Annotated in this window: 20 protein-coding genes; 17 read left to right on the forward strand and 3 right to left on the reverse strand. The window is 30.7% G+C overall.

Going from position 1 to position 19,591, the window contains the following annotated elements:
* Window positions 1-253 precede the first annotated feature (253 nt).
* The 4 genes from AABL52_RS13000 (at window position 254) to AABL52_RS13015 (ending at window position 4,625) form a co-directional block, all read left to right on the forward strand.
* Entirely contained in the window at window positions 254-1,033 is a 780-nt protein-coding gene (locus AABL52_RS13000; protein ID WP_341519600.1) for a BC_2878 family exosporium-associated protein, read from the forward strand.
* Between the two features lie 249 nt (window positions 1,034-1,282).
* Window positions 1,283-2,053, forward strand: coding sequence for a GNAT family N-acetyltransferase (locus AABL52_RS13005; RefSeq protein ID WP_097951314.1), 771 nt, complete (start codon window positions 1,283-1,285; stop codon window positions 2,051-2,053).
* A 548-nt stretch (window positions 2,054-2,601) separates the two neighbouring features.
* Entirely contained in the window at window positions 2,602-3,297 is a 696-nt protein-coding gene (locus AABL52_RS13010) for a CsxC family protein (RefSeq protein ID WP_001975871.1), read from the forward strand.
* Window positions 3,298-3,422: 125 nt separating this feature from the next.
* Window positions 3,423-4,625 (forward strand): BC_2427 family protein, encoded by a 1,203-nt coding sequence (locus AABL52_RS13015; protein ID WP_341519601.1) that lies wholly within the window; start codon window positions 3,423-3,425, stop codon window positions 4,623-4,625.
* Between the two features lie 217 nt (window positions 4,626-4,842).
* On the opposite strand, the gene AABL52_RS13020 is transcribed toward AABL52_RS13015, so the two are convergent.
* A complete protein-coding gene (locus AABL52_RS13020) occupies window positions 4,843-5,274 on the reverse strand; it encodes a GNAT family N-acetyltransferase (RefSeq protein ID WP_147787685.1) in 432 nt (143 codons plus the stop codon).
* Between the two features lie 671 nt (window positions 5,275-5,945).
* Here AABL52_RS13020 and AABL52_RS13025 point away from each other — a divergent pair.
* The 4 genes from AABL52_RS13025 (at window position 5,946) to AABL52_RS13040 (ending at window position 8,906) form a co-directional block, all read left to right on the forward strand.
* A complete protein-coding gene (locus tag AABL52_RS13025) occupies window positions 5,946-6,536 on the forward strand; it encodes a spore coat protein (protein WP_199712927.1) in 591 nt (196 codons plus the stop codon).
* A 367-nt stretch (window positions 6,537-6,903) separates the two neighbouring features.
* Window positions 6,904-7,104 (forward strand): spore coat protein W, encoded by a 201-nt coding sequence (locus AABL52_RS13030; protein ID WP_000342253.1) that lies wholly within the window; start codon window positions 6,904-6,906, stop codon window positions 7,102-7,104.
* 14 nt (window positions 7,105-7,118) lie between these two features.
* Window positions 7,119-7,571, forward strand: coding sequence for a spore coat protein (locus AABL52_RS13035; protein WP_147808566.1), 453 nt, complete (start codon window positions 7,119-7,121; stop codon window positions 7,569-7,571).
* A gap of 474 nt (window positions 7,572-8,045) precedes the next feature.
* On the forward strand, window positions 8,046-8,906 hold the full coding sequence (locus AABL52_RS13040; protein WP_087983813.1) for a DegV family protein: 861 nt from the start codon (window positions 8,046-8,048) through the stop codon (window positions 8,904-8,906).
* A gap of 31 nt (window positions 8,907-8,937) precedes the next feature.
* On the opposite strand, the gene AABL52_RS13045 is transcribed toward AABL52_RS13040, so the two are convergent.
* The gene (locus AABL52_RS13045; RefSeq protein ID WP_000343328.1) at window positions 8,938-9,372 is read right to left on the reverse strand and encodes an Lrp/AsnC family transcriptional regulator; all 435 of its coding nucleotides are present in this window, start codon (window positions 9,370-9,372) and stop codon (window positions 8,938-8,940) included.
* 142 nt (window positions 9,373-9,514) lie between these two features.
* Between AABL52_RS13045 and AABL52_RS13050 the strand changes: the two genes are divergently transcribed.
* From AABL52_RS13050 to AABL52_RS13080, 7 genes are all read left to right on the forward strand, one after another.
* Window positions 9,515-10,783, forward strand: a complete 1,269-nt coding sequence (locus AABL52_RS13050) for an APC family permease (protein ID WP_000064914.1) — start codon at window positions 9,515-9,517, stop codon at window positions 10,781-10,783.
* Between the two features lie 116 nt (window positions 10,784-10,899).
* A complete protein-coding gene (locus tag AABL52_RS13055; RefSeq protein ID WP_341519602.1) occupies window positions 10,900-12,489 on the forward strand; it encodes a M3 family metallopeptidase in 1,590 nt (529 codons plus the stop codon).
* Between the two features lie 12 nt (window positions 12,490-12,501).
* Window positions 12,502-13,251: a WecB/TagA/CpsF family glycosyltransferase gene (locus AABL52_RS13060; RefSeq protein ID WP_098058385.1), complete on the forward strand. Its 750-nt coding sequence runs from the start codon at window positions 12,502-12,504 to the stop codon at window positions 13,249-13,251.
* 17 nt (window positions 13,252-13,268) lie between these two features.
* The gene (locus AABL52_RS13065; protein ID WP_341519603.1) at window positions 13,269-14,648 is read left to right on the forward strand and encodes a 5'-methylthioadenosine/adenosylhomocysteine nucleosidase; all 1,380 of its coding nucleotides are present in this window, start codon (window positions 13,269-13,271) and stop codon (window positions 14,646-14,648) included.
* Window positions 14,649-14,817: 169 nt separating this feature from the next.
* The gene (locus tag AABL52_RS13070) at window positions 14,818-15,522 is read left to right on the forward strand and encodes an alpha/beta hydrolase (RefSeq protein WP_341519604.1); all 705 of its coding nucleotides are present in this window, start codon (window positions 14,818-14,820) and stop codon (window positions 15,520-15,522) included.
* 284 nt (window positions 15,523-15,806) lie between these two features.
* Complete coding sequence (locus AABL52_RS13075) at window positions 15,807-16,265, forward strand: GNAT family N-acetyltransferase (RefSeq protein WP_142950446.1); 459 nt, start codon at window positions 15,807-15,809, stop codon at window positions 16,263-16,265.
* Between the two features lie 100 nt (window positions 16,266-16,365).
* Window positions 16,366-16,863 carry a DinB family protein gene (locus tag AABL52_RS13080; protein ID WP_098872694.1) on the forward strand — a complete coding sequence of 166 codons (498 nt, stop codon included), beginning with the start codon at window positions 16,366-16,368 and terminating at the stop codon, window positions 16,861-16,863.
* 44 nt (window positions 16,864-16,907) lie between these two features.
* Here the strand turns inward: AABL52_RS13080 and AABL52_RS13085 are convergent, their stop codons facing one another.
* Window positions 16,908-17,324 carry a hypothetical protein gene (locus AABL52_RS13085; protein WP_341519605.1) on the reverse strand — a complete coding sequence of 139 codons (417 nt, stop codon included), beginning with the start codon at window positions 17,322-17,324 and terminating at the stop codon, window positions 16,908-16,910.
* Between the two features lie 120 nt (window positions 17,325-17,444).
* On the opposite strand from AABL52_RS13085, the gene AABL52_RS13090 reads away from it, so the two are divergent.
* Window positions 17,445-18,092, forward strand: a complete 648-nt coding sequence (locus tag AABL52_RS13090) for a response regulator transcription factor (RefSeq protein WP_061679693.1) — start codon at window positions 17,445-17,447, stop codon at window positions 18,090-18,092.
* On the forward strand, window positions 18,085-19,461 hold the full coding sequence (locus tag AABL52_RS13095) for a sensor histidine kinase (protein ID WP_341519606.1): 1,377 nt from the start codon (window positions 18,085-18,087) through the stop codon (window positions 19,459-19,461). Before AABL52_RS13090 ends, AABL52_RS13095 begins: the two co-directional genes overlap by 8 nt.
* Window positions 19,462-19,591: the final 130 nt, after the last annotated feature.

Raw genomic sequence — 19,591 nt, forward strand, 5'->3', positions numbered from 1 at the left:
TGTTTTATTCTCCTTTATAACGTAATCGTAGAGGCTACACCTTATTATAACGTTTTTTTCATGAAAGATGAAATTGTTATATGTATTTATAGGGAAATTTATGTGCTATTCCTCATTATTAGCGTAATTTCATTATTAATGTGGTAAGTAAGTACCTATATTCCTGAGTTAAAGTTATATTGTCCAAGCTTTTTTATACTCCGTTCATATTATATGTATTAGATAAAACATATAGGGAAGGGATGGAGTGTAAGTGGGTTGTGAGCCGAAACGAAATTATCAATTCTGCCAAAATAGTATTTGTGAATTTTTGCGAAGTCTAGAGCCTTTTACAAAAGTTGAGAGTATAGTAATCGCTGGAAACGAAATTGTTGTATCTTATTTTCTTTCATTTAATAAGAGGAATGGTATCGTATCCTTCGTACAAGAGGACAATGAGGTTATTTTTGTAGATTGCTCTAAGATTGATGCAATTCGAATAGGAAAGGTTTGTAGTTGTAAAACGAAAGTTAAATTTATTGAAGAAGATTTTAGTCTTCTTGGAAATGTGTGTCCGAAATGTTTAACGGAGGGAAGTACACTCTTTTTTGACTTTCACAATCCAGAATTGAATTTATCACTTCAAGCAAAAACAATTGATGCACCTAGTTGTACTGAGTTTATAGATGAGATGGGAAATATAGTAAAGCAAATTACTATAATAGGTGAAGCAATTGTTTCTAAAGATTTTGTTCAAGTGCCTGAATTATTAAGTTTCCGACTAGTATTATCTGATACGGCTACGAACCCTTTAAAGTTTGGAATACTGTTCATTAATTTCCCTGATCTTACGTTTATTATTCTTTTCGCATCGAGTGGATACCTCAACATATCGAACTGTTTGAAAATTGAGAGTGGAGCTGGTAATACCGAGATAGATGAGATGAGAAAGATGATATCGAATGACGATAATGCGTACACATCAGTTGTTCAAGTGACTAAAGTATATAAAAACGGGGCAACAGAATCATTTCTTTATAAGAATGAGTTATAACATATATATTTAAATGAACCCTTAGACTAATGTTGAGGGTTTTTACATAATAAAAGATTATAGATTGTGAATTATTATTAAGTATATTATCTATAAACCTATACACTAGGAAGTCATTTACTTTTTGATGAAATGTTATAATAATTTTATATTTATGAATAATTTATAATTATATGGAATGTAGTAGACGTTTGCTTATATGTAGAAAAGAGTAGAAGTACATTAATTCTAAAGAAAGCAGGAATGTAAATGATATATGAAGCGAATATACATACAAGAGAAAAATTAGTTACTATGTTCGAAGATTTCAATAACGTTGTTTTACTTTCTTATTTACAAGGACATATGGGTACCGCTTGGGTAAATAATCTTGAAAATCCAACAGTAGCGCAAGTTACGATAGGGATTTTCACATTTTATGCTGGGGATTCAAATGCGAAAGAAACAGAAGAATTAGTGCGTAACATTCCTGATAGAATGTTAGTAATCGTAAATAGTGAAGAGTGGAAAAAGCGTTTAGAAACATTTTACGGAAGAAAAATAGATAAGTTTTTACGCTATAAATTCAAACGTAATGCAGAAGTTTTTAATCGTTCAAAATTACAATCTTTTATATCAGTGCTTCCAAAAGGATACGAGTTAAGAAGAATAGATGAAGATATCGTAAATAACCCTACATTACATAAAGTCTCTGAAGATTTTACAAGTCAATTTCAATCAGTTGAAGATTATATAAACCGAGGTATAGGGTATTGTATTTTGTATACAGGAGAAGTTATATGCGGTGCATCATCATATAGCATTTATGATAATGGGATTGAAATCGAAGTGGCGACTGATCACAACCATAGAAGAAAAGGGTTGGCAACTATAGTTAGTGCGGCGTTAATCTTGGATTGTTTAGAAAAAGGGATATATCCAAACTGGGATGCAGCAAATACTACATCTGCGAAACTAGCAGAAAAGTTAGGATATGTTTTTGATAAGGCGTATGATACGTATTTTGTGGATAATAGATGAATGGGCAGAGAGTGTAAGATGTGTACAAAGTAAAGAGTTTAAAGGGAAAGACAGATAACTAGAATGCTTTGATAGAGTTTTTAAAAACTCTATCAAAACATTAGAAAATAAAATAATTAGTTCAATAATAAGAATATTCTATAATATATTGAGTGTAAAAACTGGCTTTTTTAGTCCGTTTTTATTTTTTATAAAAAGATAAATTAGTCGAGACCTTCTATTTTGTGGATATTAAAAAGTCGGTAAATGGTTCTTATTAAATATTAACCTTTGTTAGATGGAATAAAAGACTCTTGAAAAATTAATTTTGGAACACCTATTAGCTCTAACAGAAAAAAGTCGAGACCTTCTATTTTATATAGGTAGATATCAGTATAGGCTCCTTTTATTAATTTATATGTTTTTAACTATCAAGGGGAAATGAATCTCTTATTTTGCAAATGATAAAAGTGACTATGATACAAACCCACGCATTAATAGAAAAAGTACATATACAGTATAGAGAGTTGAAAAACTCTAATTTTTTTTTATAAAGGAGATTATATATTATGAGTGAACAATGTCCAATTAATGTACCATGTCAGGTAGTAGGACAAACCCAAACACCATTAAGTGATGAGGCAGCAGCACCAATTCTTACACCAGGAGCACCGATTGTAAAAATTCCAGTGGTATTAGCCGAAAGAACAATTCAAATTGTTGTAGAATCAGATGTTCCATTAGCACCTGCAGCATCCGAAATTAAACGTGTGTTAAAAAACGTATTTTTAACACAGTGTAAGTTAGTTCCAGTAGCATTCACTCCAGTACCAGGTACAAATTACCGCCGAGTTACAAGAGCAAAGTTATTTGTACAAGGATATATTCGTAAAAACATTGAATATGCAGGTAGTGGATGTAATTCAGTACTATTTGATCGTATCGCAAATGTTCCATTTTCTGGTTTTGCAGATTTAACAGAAACAGATTTTCTATCACTAGCAATAGTAGCTGCTTCCTCAGATACTACATCTCACTTTATTAATCCTAATAACGGTGACTTACCACGTTTAGACAAATACTTCTTTGAAAATACTGTTTTTTATAATGAACAACCATATTGCGAATTAGTTAGCGCTCAATTTTTTGAATTAGACTTCTCTCCTTGTCCAACAGAATTAAACGAATCATTTGAGACTCTTCGTGAGAAAATTGTACTGGATCTTACTGTGAAAGTTTTACAAGTGCAACAAGTACGAGTGTAAAACTAAAAAAGCATTGTCTTTGATAAAAAGACAATGTTTTTTTTTGTTTTATAAAACATATATAATAATGAAATGGTCGCGTACAAAAATATATTTTTATGAGTTTCATTGGTGGGGGGATGGTGATGAAAAATCCATGGGGTGGTAAGAAAATATGGAACAAAGTTTACAAAGGAGAGATACTGATTGATCAAGAGCAATCTCATGAAATAAGAGAAAATAAGAAAAGTAAACAAACAGATTCAGAGAAAAAAGAGAAAGCAATACAAGTAGAGAAAGAAGGTAAAGGACCAGAACGTAAGGTGAAGGCAATACAAGCAGAAAAGGAAAATAAAGAAACAAAGTCAAAAAAAGAAGAAAAAGCAATACAAGCAGAGAAAGAAAGTAAAGAAACAAAGTCAAAAAAAGAAGAAAAAGCAATACAAGCAGAAAAGGAAAATAAAGAAACAGATCCCAAAAAAGAAGAAAAAGCAATACAAGCAGAAAAGGAAAATAAAGAACCAGAGCCCCAAAAAGAAGAAAAAGAAAATGAATCTGAGAAAAAAATTGAAAAAATTGTCCTAGGAAAAGAACATAAAACGAGTGGATTAGAGGGAAAAAGTATAGATACTGAATCAAAAATAGCGAATTCAGAACGTTCAATAGAAGTGAAAACCCCATTTTCTATTATTTCAGATGTTACTAGTTTTAAAAAATTCCCTAATATGAATGTGAAAAATCAAGAAGTATATGTATTTCGTAATGAAGAAGATGCAAGAGGGCGTGAGCTGGATTCTACGTTACTAACTACAATGGAATATTATCATGGAGAGATTGATTGTAATTTAGTTTCTTCAAACCTTCATGAAAAGAGGGTACTTTTAGAACTTTCTAATCAAAAAGAAAAAGGGAATATTGAAGAGAGTTGGGTAGGCTCATCTTCATGGATTCCTATCCACGGTATAATATTAGAGAAGGAAGTTGAAGCAGATGTAAATAATTATATAACTGCGAAATTACCAATTGAAATAGGGAGGTATAAAGGTGAAATTAGTCTAATAGAAAAGATTGTTTTTAAAGAAACAGTTATAGAAATAAAAGAAGTATCACAGGAAATTATTGTAACAAACAAAGAATTCTTATTGCCAAAAATAATAAAGAAAGGAAAAAATCCATCTATAATTGAAAAAGGAAGCTTACGTGTAGAAGGTTATATATTTCAGTGTATTGAATTTACATCAGAACAAAGTGAAAATCATGATAAGATCTACCAGTTAATGCAAAATATTATATTGGAACTAAACATCCAATTATTACAAGAACAGGAAGTTCGTGTGCGGATTACATAAATGATTATTTCACTATCAATCAGTTGAATTTTTTTAGGAGTTTGTAATAGAAAAACACAAAAAGTGCTAGCAAGTCTGCAAACAAGCTAGCTAACATGCATTGGAAGTGAAATACTGCCAATGTAGTAATTAACAATACGTTAATTAACTAGGTGAAACGTGATAAATCTTTTTTACATGTGGGGAAATACAAGGTGTTAAATCTTAATTTAGAAACTCACAACTTAAATAGTAAAACATGTTTATCATAAGTATCCAAACACCAGTTATATTTTTTTAGAATAATTGGATGGATAACCTCTTTTGTAGCATCAACTTCAGTAAAGCCATATTTCTTATAAAAGTTTTCTAATTCCTCAAAAGGAAGACAATATACATTTTTTACTTGTAATTTTTTCGCAGTTTCTACTAAAAATGATACAAGTTCCCCAGCTAATTGTAACCCTCTAAATTGAGGAAGAATAAAAATTCCACCCATTTCTATAGTATCATCATCTATTTGGACTAATCGTCCCACACCTGCATACTCGTTGTTATATGTAATAATTGCAACTTGATCTCGTTTTAAATCACTTCGTACAAATCCTATTGAGTCATATTGACTATTAATCCATTTTAAATCGTTAGATGTAGCTAGTTGAATACTCATATACATCCTCCTTCGGAATACTAGCGCTCTCTTCATTATATAGAACATAAGATACTATATCAAAGGAACCTTGAGATAGCACATTTGTTTAAGTTATTAGTTAAAAGTGTGGGGTTGCTGGCATTGAAATGATGGCTTCACCAAATATAGGATAATAATCTTGTGAATTTAGTGTTACATAGTCAAAATAAAAATTAGTTCATGCGTTCGGTAACGCACGATTTTTTTAGTGTAGAGAAGATCATAGGGGTATTTTAATTAGTAGCTACTGTATTAATTGAAGTTATTAAGGAAATGTGGTAATCCCTAGCCTTAGTGATACAAATCATATTAGGGTTTAGTAAAAAAACTCTTCCTGAAAAAGAGGGGGATTAAAGATAAGAGCACTTTGAAAAGTGCCCTTCAGTAACGACTACTTATTCTAAAAAGAAAGGATGCAATATATTATATGAAGTTTAGTGTATTTAAGTATGGGTCTTTTATATAAATGTGAAATAAAAGAGGGTTGTCTTCTTATTAGAAGGCAGCTTTTTGTTATTAGAAAAAAGAATTAGAAGTAAAATAGAAAATCAAGTTACTTGTCCAAACAATTTTTTTGAAAATACATAAAATGCTAGTAGTTAGCCAATATTTTCATATTGCTAATTTTTTAGTCTAAAAGGGGTGATTTTATGTGTGATTGTGAAGTTTGTAGACGAAAGAAAAACCGGGATCCATTAAATCGGGATTCTGAACGAAAAAAAGTGGATTCTGAGCTAATAAAAAAGGATTGCGAACCAAAAAAAGTGGATTCTGAGCCAATAAAAAAGGATTGCGAACCAAAAAAAGTGGATTCTGAATCAATAAATCAGGATTCAGAATCATTAAATTCTAATTCATTTAGTAAAAATGCAAATTTTTTAGAAGAAGCTATACAAACAGATGAAATCGATCAAATTTCTGAGGAATATATTGAAATAGTAGATTCAGCAGATGTACAAGTTACTACTACAGATACAAAAGCTGCGCTATCTATCCAAGCTGCATTACAAGCAGCTATTGTGGTTGTGGTAAGTGTTTCTATAGCAGATAGTGAAAAGGCAGATAAAATAACACAAGAATTGTTTCAAAAATCATCTATTAAACAAATTAATAGACAAAAAACATTTATTAAAAATTCCAGAAACGTAACCGTAACAACTACTGATACAGATATTGCAGTGAATATTCAAATTCTCCTTCAAATTTTATTAGCGTTACTAGTTAAACTAAACATTTTATAAAGTGTCTATCCCATTTATATTTAGTTATAAGGGTTCACTCTAAGTAAATATTTTTTTGTTGTAATATGTGGTACAAGCTTGGACTTCTCATTATGACTGAATTAATATTCAAGATTAATGGGAAATTAAGTGTGGAAAACTACACAATAACAAAGGTGAACTTATAATTTAACATTGAATAAAACTTATATATGTGAAGTAAAGGAAGGCTGTCTTCGTATTAGAAGACAGCTTTTTGATTTTATTAGTAAAAAGAAGTGAAAATAGAAGATTAAGTTACTTGTCCAAGCAATTTTTATTTAAATGCATATAATGCTGGTAGTTATTTGAAATTTTTATAGAAAACTGATAGGAGTGAACATTGTAAATGGATGATTTAAATAAATTTTCTTCCTTTAAGTTTGATAAGGATCAAAAGAATATAATTATAGACCTTTTACTCTCAGATATTTTTAATAGGCATGGGATCAATGAAGAAAAACTAAAAAATTTATCACCAGAAAAAAAGCAGCAAATTAAAAGTATTGTTTCTGAAATACAATCACAAGTTAATAATTATTTAGATTGAAAGGGGGTGAACGTATGGACAAAACATGTCATTCAGATGAAAATAAAAAGTGGAGTGCATTAGATTCCTCAAATCCTCATCCGTCTTTTAAAAATGCTAGCGTTTCAGAAGCAGCTGCGCAAGAAAGTAAAACTTACCAAATTTCTGAAGAATCAATTACAATTGTTGATTCAGCAGATGTAGAAGTTACTACTACAGATACAAAAGCTGCGTTATCTATTCAAGCTGCATTACAAGCAGCTATCGTGGTGATAATAAGTATTTCTATAGCAGATAGTGAAAAAGCTGATCGTGTTGCACAAGAATTGTTTCAAAAATCATCTATTAAACAAGTTAATAAACAAGAAACTGTTATTAGAAATTCTAGAAATGTTACAGTTACGACTACGGATACAGACATAGCTGTAAATGTTCAAATTCTTCTCCAAATTTTATTAGCTTTACTAGTAAAATTAAATATTTTATAAAATATTTAACCTTTTTTTATATATGCTGCTTCTTAGTGATAAATATTCACTGTTTTAATTCTAGTACAGGCTATAAATATTAATCATAACTGGACTAATATTTAACATTGCCTAAATAATAATGTAAACAAACAATGTGATGGAAAATAAAGTTTGGTTATTTTTTTAAAAATTTAAAAGCCGTTTCCTTTATTGGATTTGGCTTTTAAATTTTAAATAGTATAAATTTGAAAAGACTATATTGAATTAAAAAATAAAATATATAAATGCAAAATAATCATAAAATCATTTGTGTTATAGAAAGAATAATAAATAGTTAAAATAGAATGATTTTTAGTAAAGGTTCAAGTTTTGAAGAATAGTGCATACAATATAAAGTCTTTTCCTTTCTTCATTTAAGTTTTACGTATATAATTTAAAAGTACTATTTTTATTTTATATTTTTTATATTTATAACAGAATAGAGGTTTAAAAATGGGTGTTAAAATCATTACGGATAGTGCGGCGGATTTACCGGTAGAATTGCTGCAAGCATATGATATTGATTTAATTCCACTCCGTGTATATGATGAAGCAGAAACAGAGTATTTAGATGGAGTTACATTAGAGTCAGTTACATTATTGCAAAATATGAGAGAAGGCGCTGTTTATAGAACGTCATTGCCTTCCCTTGAAACTTTCCAAGAAAAATTTGTTTCTTATGCAAAAGAAGGTAATCCTTGTATATATTTAGCTTTTTCATCTGAACTGTCTGGTACATATCAATCATCAGTTCTTATTAAAGAGGAAGTAAAAGAAACATATGCTAACTTAGATTTAGAAATTATTGATACGAAATGTGCTTCGCTTGGTCAAGGGCTTGTCGTATTAGAAGCTGCTAAAATGGCGAAAGACGGCGCATCAAAAGAAGATATTTTAAAGCGTGTTGATTTTCTAATGAACCATATGGAACATATTTTCACTGTAGCTGACTTACAGTACTTAGTGAGAGGTGGACGCTTAAGTAAAGTCGCTGGATTTATCGGTGGTTTACTAAACATTAAGCCTATCTTAAACGTGGAAGAAGGAAAACTTGTACCACTTGAAAAGGTAAGAGGGAAAAAGAAAGTATTAAGCCGAATTGTTGATATTATGGAAGAGCGTGGTAAAGACCTTAAAGGTCAAACAATCGGTATGACTCATGGTGATGACTTAGAAACAGCTGAAGCATTAAAATCATTAATTATGGAAAGATTCGGTTGTGAAGTATTTATCGTAAATACAATTGGTGCAGCAATCGGAGCACATACAGGACCTGGCGTTATAACGTTATTTTTCTTAAATGAAGTAGAGTAAAGGATTGATCATTTGATCAATCCTTTTTTCTTTAATCTGTGATTACCGGTCGATATGGTATTGGTGAAGATAAAATCATCGAAGTTTTGACTGTTCCAAACGGAATAACGATATCAATTAATTCTTCTAATTCCTTCATAGAGTGAACTGCTACTTTTAAGTAATAGCTACTTTCACCTGTTACTCGGTGACATTCAAGTATTCTATGTTCTCCGTATATTTTTTCCTCAAATTTTTTACAAGGAATCTTTAAATTTTCAATTCTTAAAAATGCTTGAATTGATTTTCCAACTGCATCTAATGATATCCGTGCGGTATATTTCTCAATTATTCCAGTATCTTGTAATCTCTTTAGTCTTTCGGTAACACTAGGGCGGGTGAGGTGTAAGTGCTCAGTCATTTCTGTAATTGTCATTCTGGCATCTTCTTGTAGTAATAGGGTTATTTTCTTATCAATTTCATCCATGAATTATGCTCCTTTACAAATACGAAAGTGAAATTCTGAAATAAATACATAATGTAAAATCTAATGCCAGACTACATACACTTTTGAATGTCAAATAGACTGACAACTTTCTATAATTAAAATATAAATGGAGGTGCATGTAATGTCTAATCATTTTAATGAAACAATTTCAATTAAAAAGGGAACTGCTTTATACGTCGGAGCGGTTCTAGGATCAGGAATTCTTATATTACCTGGTATGACAGCGAGTGTAGCAGAAGGGAATGCGATTGTTTCCTGGCTTGTTATGATAGCACTTAGTATTCCACTTGCGTTCACATTCGCTTTTTTATCGATTGAGCATCCAAGTACAGGTGGAATTGCTACTTTTTCAGAAAAAGCTTTTGGCAAAAATGTAGGTGCTATTATAGGTTGGTCTTTTTATATAGCAGGTAGTGTTGGGCAAATCGTTGTATCTTTGACTGGTGGCATGTATATAGTGAAGGTTTTTACGTTACCATCATATTTTTCGTACGTTATAGCGCTAATTATTTTAAGTATTTCAATTGGTTTCAATTTATATGGGTTACAAATAAGTGGATTGTTTCAAATATGTATAGGTGTATTAACTTTCATTATTTTAATCGTAACAATTATAAGTTCATTACCTTATATTGAAATGAAGCATATAAATGTACATATTTCTATGCAAAAAATAAACCCAATTTTAGAGGCATCATTATTAATTTTTTGGTCGTTTTTCGGTTGGGAAGCCATTGCGAGTTTAGCGCCAGAATTTAAAACACCTAGAAAAAGAAATATTATTTTATCCACAGGATTTGCGATTGTTATTATTGGAGTTTTATATATGGGTATTGCATTATCAGTAATTGGAACGAAATCCTATCATATTAATGTTGATAATACTACAGCTCTCGTGCTTGTAATTAAGCAAACTTTAGGCGACCAATTTGCATGGTTAATTGGATTTGTAGCTTTTATCATTTGTTTAGGGACGACAAATGCATTTATTGCAAGTATGGGGCGCTTAGGTTATTCACTAGGAAAAGAAGAAGTTGCACCTCGTTATTTAGCACATGTTAATAAAAAAAGAGAAACACCAACAAATGCAGTAAAAGTTGTTGGTTACATTGCAATAATAGGTTTGTTAATAAGTTTCGTTTTCCATATTAGCATAGATAAAATTGTTTTAATACCAAATTCGTTAGGGATTGTTACATACATTGTCGGTACTGCGGCTGGAATGAAATTAATAAAGAATAGGTTAGGTAAAATTTTTTCTATAGTAGCTTTTACATGTTGCGTAGTTGTTTACCCTTTTATTGGAGGAGTAGTACTGATCCCAGTAGCCGTAGCATTCATATGTTTATTTTATGTGCGTTTCAGTAGCAGAAGAAAAGAATATAAATAAGAATGAGTTTGTGGAAATCTAAATATTTAAAGATATTAAAATTTTTACATTTCGTTTATAATTGTGAGGGGAGAAATATCTGTAACTATTTGTAAAAATAGGAGGCGGCTATAAAAATGCACGAAATTGCTAGGTGGGATTTAGATCGATTGTATCCAATTGAGGATATTGTAACGCCAATATTGAGGTTGAAAGAACAATATTATGTGACAAAAGATGTAGAGATTCTTTCAAAACTTATACAAGCTATTGAAAAAGCAGAATACTATTTGTATTGCCGATCTGCTGAAGAAAGTATTTCATCTGATCTTTCTGTATTGACTATTACAGTAAAAGATTTGAAAAGAGAAGTACAGCAAGTAATACAAAAAAGTAAATTGGAAGCTTCCGATAACATTAATACTAAGTTAATAAAAGATGAACTTGATGCATGGGAAAATATGTACATACAATTAAGAAATAAGATAGAAATAGAGCACAATAATAAGCAATTATCATTTGGACAAGCAAATCATATTGCAATGAATAGTGATAATGAAAAGGAAAGAGTAGAAGTATTCGAGTTATTAACAAATGCCTTACATAAGGAAAAAGAAATTTTTGCTACTGTATTAAATCAAATAGGGAGAATACGTAATACAAAGAGTAATGAATTAGAAGATAGAGGGATTTTAACGCAATCTCTACATGCGAATGGTATTACTGAAACTGTATTATTACAAATGTGGAATGCGACAGAAGAAAATCTAGATAAATTAGTTAGTGCTTTAAATGTGTATAAGAAAGGTAGAGCTTCGATTACATGGCATGAACTTATGACAGTAAAGGAAAATAATGAGGTTATTATTCCTTTTTCAGTAGCAGTACAAAATATATATGATGCATTAAAAAATATAGATGAAGAATTAGCAGAATTTGCACGTAATGCGATAGAAAGTGGTTGGGTAGATGCGGAACCAAGAGAGAATAAACCACCAGGTGGATTTTGTGCACCTTTTTTCAGTGAGAAAGAATCACGAATCTCTATGCGTTATGACGGAAGTATCGATAGTGTAAGAGTACTTGCCCACGAACTAGGACATGCTTGGCATTTTTATAATATGAGTTTTGAACAATCCTCTTCTTTTTCAGATGATTATTTGCCAATGAGTACGGCTGAATCAGCGTCTATTTTCTTTGAAACGGTGCTTATAAATTATCTAATTCAAACAACAGATAGCATAGATATGAAAAAGTCATTGCTAAGTTGGAAAATAAGAAACTGTTTTAATTATGTAATGGCAATTCGAGCATCGTTCGAATTTGAGAAGAACTTTTATGAAAAATGTAAAGAAAGTCCTTTAAGTGCTGATGAAATAGAGAAATTATCTATAGCAGCGCAAGAAAAAGCATATGGGAATGCATTATCAGAATATCAGCCATTTGTTTGGATGAAATATGTCCAGTTTTATATAGCAGATGTTCCTTTTTATAATTATCCATACACATTTGGCTATTTAGCTAGTTTTAGTTTATTAGAAATAGCTAAGGAAAGTAAAAGAACTTTTCATTCAAAATATAAAAAGTTTTTACGAGAAACTGGAAAGGCTCCGGTGGAAGAGCTTATGAAAAAACATTTTGAAATAGATATAACAAGATATGAATTTTGGGATAAAGCTTTTAAACAAATTTCTATAGATATTGATGAATATTTGAGGCTTATGTAAGGAGAGAGTATAGTGGATCACCAACTTATAAAGGGAATACCTTTTTCAACTTTAGAATATGCAAAAGCTATAAGTTTATTAAAAGGTTGGCTACATGAAAAACAAGAAAAACCAAGATTTGTAGTAACTGCAAATCCTGAAATTGTTATGTCTGCAAAGGAAAACACGGCTAAATCAAAACAGTTTAAAAAGATATTACTTTCTGCAGATTTAATAACAGCAGATGGGATTGGCGTCATAATTGGCTCGAAAATGTTAAAGGGAACTTTGAAAGAACGTGTTACTGGGGCAGATATCACTCACGAATTAATAAAGCATTGTAATGACAATGAATATCGTGTCTTTCTTTTTGGAGCTGCTCCAGAAAGTAATAAAAAGGCAATAGAAAAATTAAATGAGCAGTTCCCAGGAGCACAGTTTAAAGGACAGCATGGATTTGTAAATGGCGAAGAAATAGAAGAAATAAAAATGAAAATTAAGCAATTCAAGCCGGACTTACTGTTAGTAGGACTAGGCTCACCAAAACAAGAAAAATTCATCTACGAAAACATACAAACATTAAACATTCCACTATCTATTGGTATTGGAGGTATGATTGATATATTATCTGGTACTGTAAAAAGAGCACCAAAAATCATGAGGGATACTGGAACTGAATGGCTGTATAGGTTACTTTCGCAGCCGAAAAGATTTAAGAGACAACTTGTACTTCCGAAATTTTTATTGTCAGTTATGTCTGAAAGAATTAAAGGGAGTAATTAATAAAGGAGAGTACATTCATGAACAGAATCGGAATTATCGGAGCAATGCAAATTGAAATAGACTTACTTTTAGAAAAATTAGTTGTACAAGAAGAACAAATAATTGCGGGAATGCCTTTTTACGTTGGAGAATTCATGGGAACTGAAGTAATTGTTACAAGATGTGGCGTAGGAAAAGTAAATGCAGCCGCATGTACGCAAACATTAATTCATAAATTTGATGTAGATGCTATCATCAATACAGGTGTTGCTGGAGGATTGCGGCCGGATGTAAAAGTTGGTGATATCGTTATTTCAACGAATGTTACCCATCATGATGTAAGTAAAACTCAAATGAAAAACTTATTCCCGTTCCAAGAAGAATTTAATGCAAGTGAGGAATTAATAGAGTTAGCACGTAAAGCATGCAATAGTAGTAGTTTACATATGAAGATTCATGAAGGAAGAATCGTCAGCGGTGAATGTTTTGTTGAAGATTCAAAACTAAAAGCGAGATTAATAGACGAATATGCGCCGCATTGTACTGAAATGGAAGGTGCAGCAATTGGCCATGTTGCCTACATAAATGAAGTACCGTTTCTCGTAATACGATGTATTTCTGACAGTGCAGACGATGAAGCGCAAGTTTCTTATGATGACTTCGCGAAAACTGCCGCAAATTATTGTTCAGAAATTATCGTGGAGATGCTGAAAAATATATCGAGTAAAACTTATAGTTCAAAAGGGGAGAATGACATGTTACAAGCATTAATTTTTGATATGGACGGAACGTTATTTCAAACAGATAAAATTTTAGAATTATCGTTAGATGATACATTTGATCACTTAAGATCACTACAATTATGGGATACGGTAACGCCTATTGATAAATACCGTGAAATTATGGGTATGCCTTTACCGAAAGTTTGGGAAGCTTTATTACCGAATCATTCTCTTGAAGTAAGAGAACAAACTGATGCATATTTTTTAGAAAGATTAATTGAAAACATTAAGAGCGGAAAAGGTGCTTTATATCCGAACGTAAAAGAAGTTTTTACATACATAAAAGAAAATAATTGTTCAATATATATTGCTAGTAATGGTTTAACTGAATATTTACGAGCAATCGTATCTTATTATGATTTAGACCAATGGGTTACTGAAACATTTAGTATTGAACAAATAAACTCACTTAATAAAAGTGACTTAGTAAAAAGTATTTTAAACAAATATGATATAAAAGAAGCAGCTGTAGTTGGGGACCGGTTATCTGATATAAACGCAGCCAAAGATAATGGCTTACTTGCGATTGGATGCAATTTTGATTTTGCGCAAGAAGATGAACTTGCTCAGGCGGATTTAGTAATAGATGATTTAATGGAGCTAAATGGGATATTGCCTACTGTGCAGAGATTATAAAGTCATTTAAAAAATCATATAATATTTTAAAAATTCTTCTTCCACGAACGGAGTAGAATCATTTGTGATAAATTAGTAATAGTTTGATTTTTTTAAAAACTGAGTAGAGGATTATTAAGTGTGTGCAGTTTTTTGCCAATTCCTATATATCTTATTCCACGGAGGAAATATGCTGAAAGATAATTTTAACATTAGTAATATTCCCGCGGTTTTGTGGGGAGATAAAAGTGAAAAAGTTTTTATTGCAGTACATGGAAATATATCAAATAAGGAAGATGCAGTTATTCAAATATTAGCTGAAGAAGCTAATCAAAAAGGTTATCAAGTATTAAGCTTTGATTTACCTGAGCATGGAGACAGAAAAAATGATAATACTCCTTGCAAAGTACAGTTTTGTGTTAGTGAATTATCTATAATTATGAATTACGCAAAAGAACATTGGAAAGAAGTAAGCGTGTTTGCATGTAGTATAGGAGCTTATTTTAGCCTTTTAGCTTATCAAAATGATGTGATAGAAAAGGCATTATTTTTATCACCAGTAGTTAATATGGAACGAATTATCGAAAATATGATGAAATGGTTTAATGTAACACCAGAGCTTTTGCAAAAAGAAATGACTATAGAGACACCTATTGGTCAAAAGTTATATTGGGATTATTTATGCTATGTAAAAGAACATCCTATTAATAAATGGAATATAGATACATATATTATGTACGGAGCAAAAGATGAACTGTGCGAATTTGAAACTATTAACGATTTTACAAAAAAACATTGTTGTGAATTAGAAGTCATGGAGACGGGGGAACATTACTTTCATACTGCAGAACAGTTAAAGATATTTGAACAGTGGTTACACAAACATATCAATTAGCAAATTATAATGTATCTTGAGTCTGTTAGAGAAGGATGGCAAATATATAAACTAATATAATATTTGAGAGATATTATAAATGTATTTACTTAAACGGCTTTATTCATGATTTTTGTGTACAAATAGCTTTAAATGTATAGAAATTAGACAATTATATTATCGATTTATATCTGAAGTGAAGAATAGCCATTCTACGAATTGAATAAAGTAACAATCATAAAAATGCTCAGAACAAAAGATTCTTGAGCATTTTTATGTATTTTCATATTAAGGGGGGAATTTACTTGAAAGACATACATATTCAACAAATTGAAGATTTAATGATATACGAATACGACTATCTCATTGAAGAAAGTAAAGAAGAAGGATTTAATTTCCTAATAAGACTAATAAGTGAATATGGAAATAAAATAAACACCTTTAATAAAACTGGAGAATGTTTACATGGTATCTTTCAAGGGGAAAAGTTAATTGGAATAGGAGGGCTGAATGAGGATCCATATACAGAAAACAATAAGATTGGTAGGGTAAGGAGATTTTATATTGCAAAAGAATACCGAAGGAAAGGATTAGGGAGGGTACTGTTAGTACGAATTTTAAACGATGCGAAAAAATATTTTAATATTGTTGTCTTACATACAGATACAGAACAGGGTGACAAATTTTATACTTCGAGTGGATTTGTGAAAGGGACAAAATATGTGGGAGCGAGCCATTATTTGAACTTATATAAAAGGATGTAATGAATTATTATTTATCCCTCTAATAGAACTTTTGTTCTATTTTTGTGTAGATTGATGTTATAATTTATATGAATCTAATATTAGAATGGGGAATTGGATAATGGGAGAAAATAAAATTATTAATGATTTCAATGAATATTCAATTTGGATAAATACATTGAAAGGTATGAAAGAGGAATTGTGGGTGGCACCAATATCAGAGGGGAAATGGACTGTTGGTGAGATCGTATCTCATATTATGAACTGGGATGACTATCTATTACGTGAGACATTATCATCAGTGCGAGAAGGACAGGGAATGGAGTTTCCTGATTTTGATACATATAATAAACTAGCATCTAATTATGCTAAATCAGGAATATCTAAGATGAGACTTCTTGAAGAAGCAAAAGCTAAAAGAGAGTTACTCGTAAAAGAACTTAGATTACTGCATGATGAAAAACTAAAGAAACCTTTAACAGCCAATGGAGTATCACACTGTCCTCATACTGGAACGCCGTATTCTCTTATTTATATTATTAAAGAATTTATAGAGCATGATAACCATCATAAAAGACAGATTATTCATTTTTTAAATGAAAATGCAGTTGCTAACTGATAAAGAAAGATCCCACAAATGATATTTATGGGATCTTTCTTACATTATAATTTAACATTCATTTCTTTCAATAACCCCTTCGGATCACCTTTCACATAATAAAAGTGCGGATTATTTTCATCATCGTAAAGCATAATATAAGGTTTTTGATTAAGTGGTAGAAGAATAAGTACTTCATCAATTGTTGTATGTAACCATTGATTTGTAATAGAAACTGGTTTAGATAATGGGATTTTTATCATGTGACCATCTTTTGGAACGACGTTTAAGTTTTTGAACGGGCCAGTAATGGATTTAGCATATTTAACAGCTTCTTTTTGAATAGCTGGATCTAAAGATTGTTTTTGAACGACCATTTCTTTTTGACAATCAAATACTTCAATTTGTTGATTAGTATTTGCGAACACATTTGTTGATAATAAGAAACAAAGAAGAGTAATGACCCCGATTTTTTTAATCATAATACAACACCTCGTCTTTACTATACCCTTAAAAGGTTCAAATATTTTTCTGTCACATTGATGTAACAAAGAAGTTGTATAATACAATTGGTTTTGTTTAAAAGCAATGGAGGATAATGTATGAGAGTATTAATCGCGGATGATGAACAAGATATGTTAAGGATTTTAAAAGCTTATTTTGAGAAAGAAGGCTTCGAAGTTTTATTAGCGAAAGATGGGGAGGAAGCACTTCAAATATTTTTTGATGAAAAAATTGATTTAGCTATTTTAGATTGGATGATGCCGAAACATAGTGGTATTACTGTCTGTCAAGAAATAAAAAAGAATTCAAGCGTAAAGGTATTAATGCTTACGGCGAAAAGTGAAAGTGAAGATGAGCTCGCAGCGCTTCAAAGCGGGGCAGATGAATACGTAAAAAAACCATTTCATCCAGGCGTACTCATTACGCGAGCGAAAAAGCTAATACAGCATGATGATGTCATTCAAGTTCAAGATTTGAAAATAGATTTTACTAAAAATAAAGTTTATAAAAATGACAAAGAGTTAGATATTACAAAAACAGAGTTAGAATTGATAAAGTGTTTTTTAAATCATAAAGGCATGATTTTAACTCGAAAAAAATTGTTAGATATCGTATGGGGATTTGACTATTTCGGAGAAGAGCGAACTGTTGATACACATGTAAGAAGATTACGTAAAAAAGTAGGAGAAAATATTATAAAGACGCATCGTGGTTTAGGATATAGTTTGGAGGAGCAGAGTGAATAAACTTGGAAAAAAGCTATTTCTCAGCATTTCTTTAACTGTTATTCTTATTTTTACAATCTCTTTATTATTAATTAACTATCTTTTACCGAAATATAATATTTACAAAACGCGAGAAAGTTTAGAAGGTATTACAGCACAAATACAGTCCATACCGAGCGAACAACTGGATGAAGCAATTACTAGCATTGAAAATAAAGGAAATGTTACGATTGCGTATACATCAATTAACAATTCGGAAGATCGAATTAATGATGAGTTACGTATGCAACTTACAAGGAAAAGGGTTGCCCTTAATAAACTTTGGATTACAAAAGAAGAAGTAATGAAAGTAAAGAACTTCGGGCAAGCGAATAAAATATATGATCAAGAAAAGATTAAATCTAGTTTTTTTGTGAAATACATTGCGAAAGACGATATGATAATTTTAGTAGGAGTTTCGATCGCACATTCTAATGAAGTAATAAAAACGTTAAATTCATTTTATTTTTACATTTTTGGCATTACGATTTTTCTCATTATCGTACTTGTATGGATACTTTCAACAACAATCACCAGACCATTGAAAGAATTAAGTAATGTTGCAGAAGATATTTCAAATTTGAAATTTGAACGAGCGAAAGTGAAAACAAATGATGAAATAGGAGAATTAGCAAATAGTATTAATGTCATGAGCGATAAACTACATGAGGCACATGAAGATTTAACAGATCGAAATGAACATTTAAAACGATTTATGGGTGATGTGACACATGAATTAAAAACTCCAATCGCATTAGTGAAAGCATATTCTATGGGAATAAAAGATGGTTTAGATGATGGTACATACATAGATACAATCATTAAACAAACTGATCACATTTCAAACCTAATTGAAGAGTTATTACGATTTTCTAAACTAGAAAGAGATGTTTTACAAAAAGAAGAATTCGATATTAAATCACTAGTCCAAAGTATATTAGATAAGCATAAGATTGAACTGGAATCGAAAGAAATCAATTTGCAAGTGAACTATAATGTTAGCGATGTAGTGGTTAATGCTGATATAAATAAAATGAAAATGGTCTTTCAAAATTTAATATCTAATGCGATAAAATATACAGCAAATCAAAATATAAAAATTACTTTAGAAAATCGAAATGAAAATATATATTTTCAAATTCAAAATGGTATGAATGCGGAACAGATGAAAGATATCGATAAAATTTGGGAACCTTTTTACGTCCTAGAATCTTCTCGCAGTAAAGACCATTCTGGTACGGGACTAGGTTTAGCGATTGTAAAAAGTATTTTAGAAAGACATGGTTTTGATTATGGGCTCTCTACAATAGAGGGAGATATACGATTTTATATTAATATGAAGAATGACTAATTCAATACTATTAGAAACATCGTCTATTATTAGGTGATGTTTTTTATTGATTATATGAGAGTGGAAAATTAGAATATATAACCTCGAAAGCTCGCTCGAAGGGTGTTCTACCAATTTTTCAAATTATTGC

The organism is Bacillus paramobilis (genome assembly GCF_038096195.1).
In the GTDB taxonomy this organism is placed as follows: domain Bacteria; phylum Bacillota; class Bacilli; order Bacillales; family Bacillaceae_G; genus Bacillus_A; species Bacillus_A mobilis.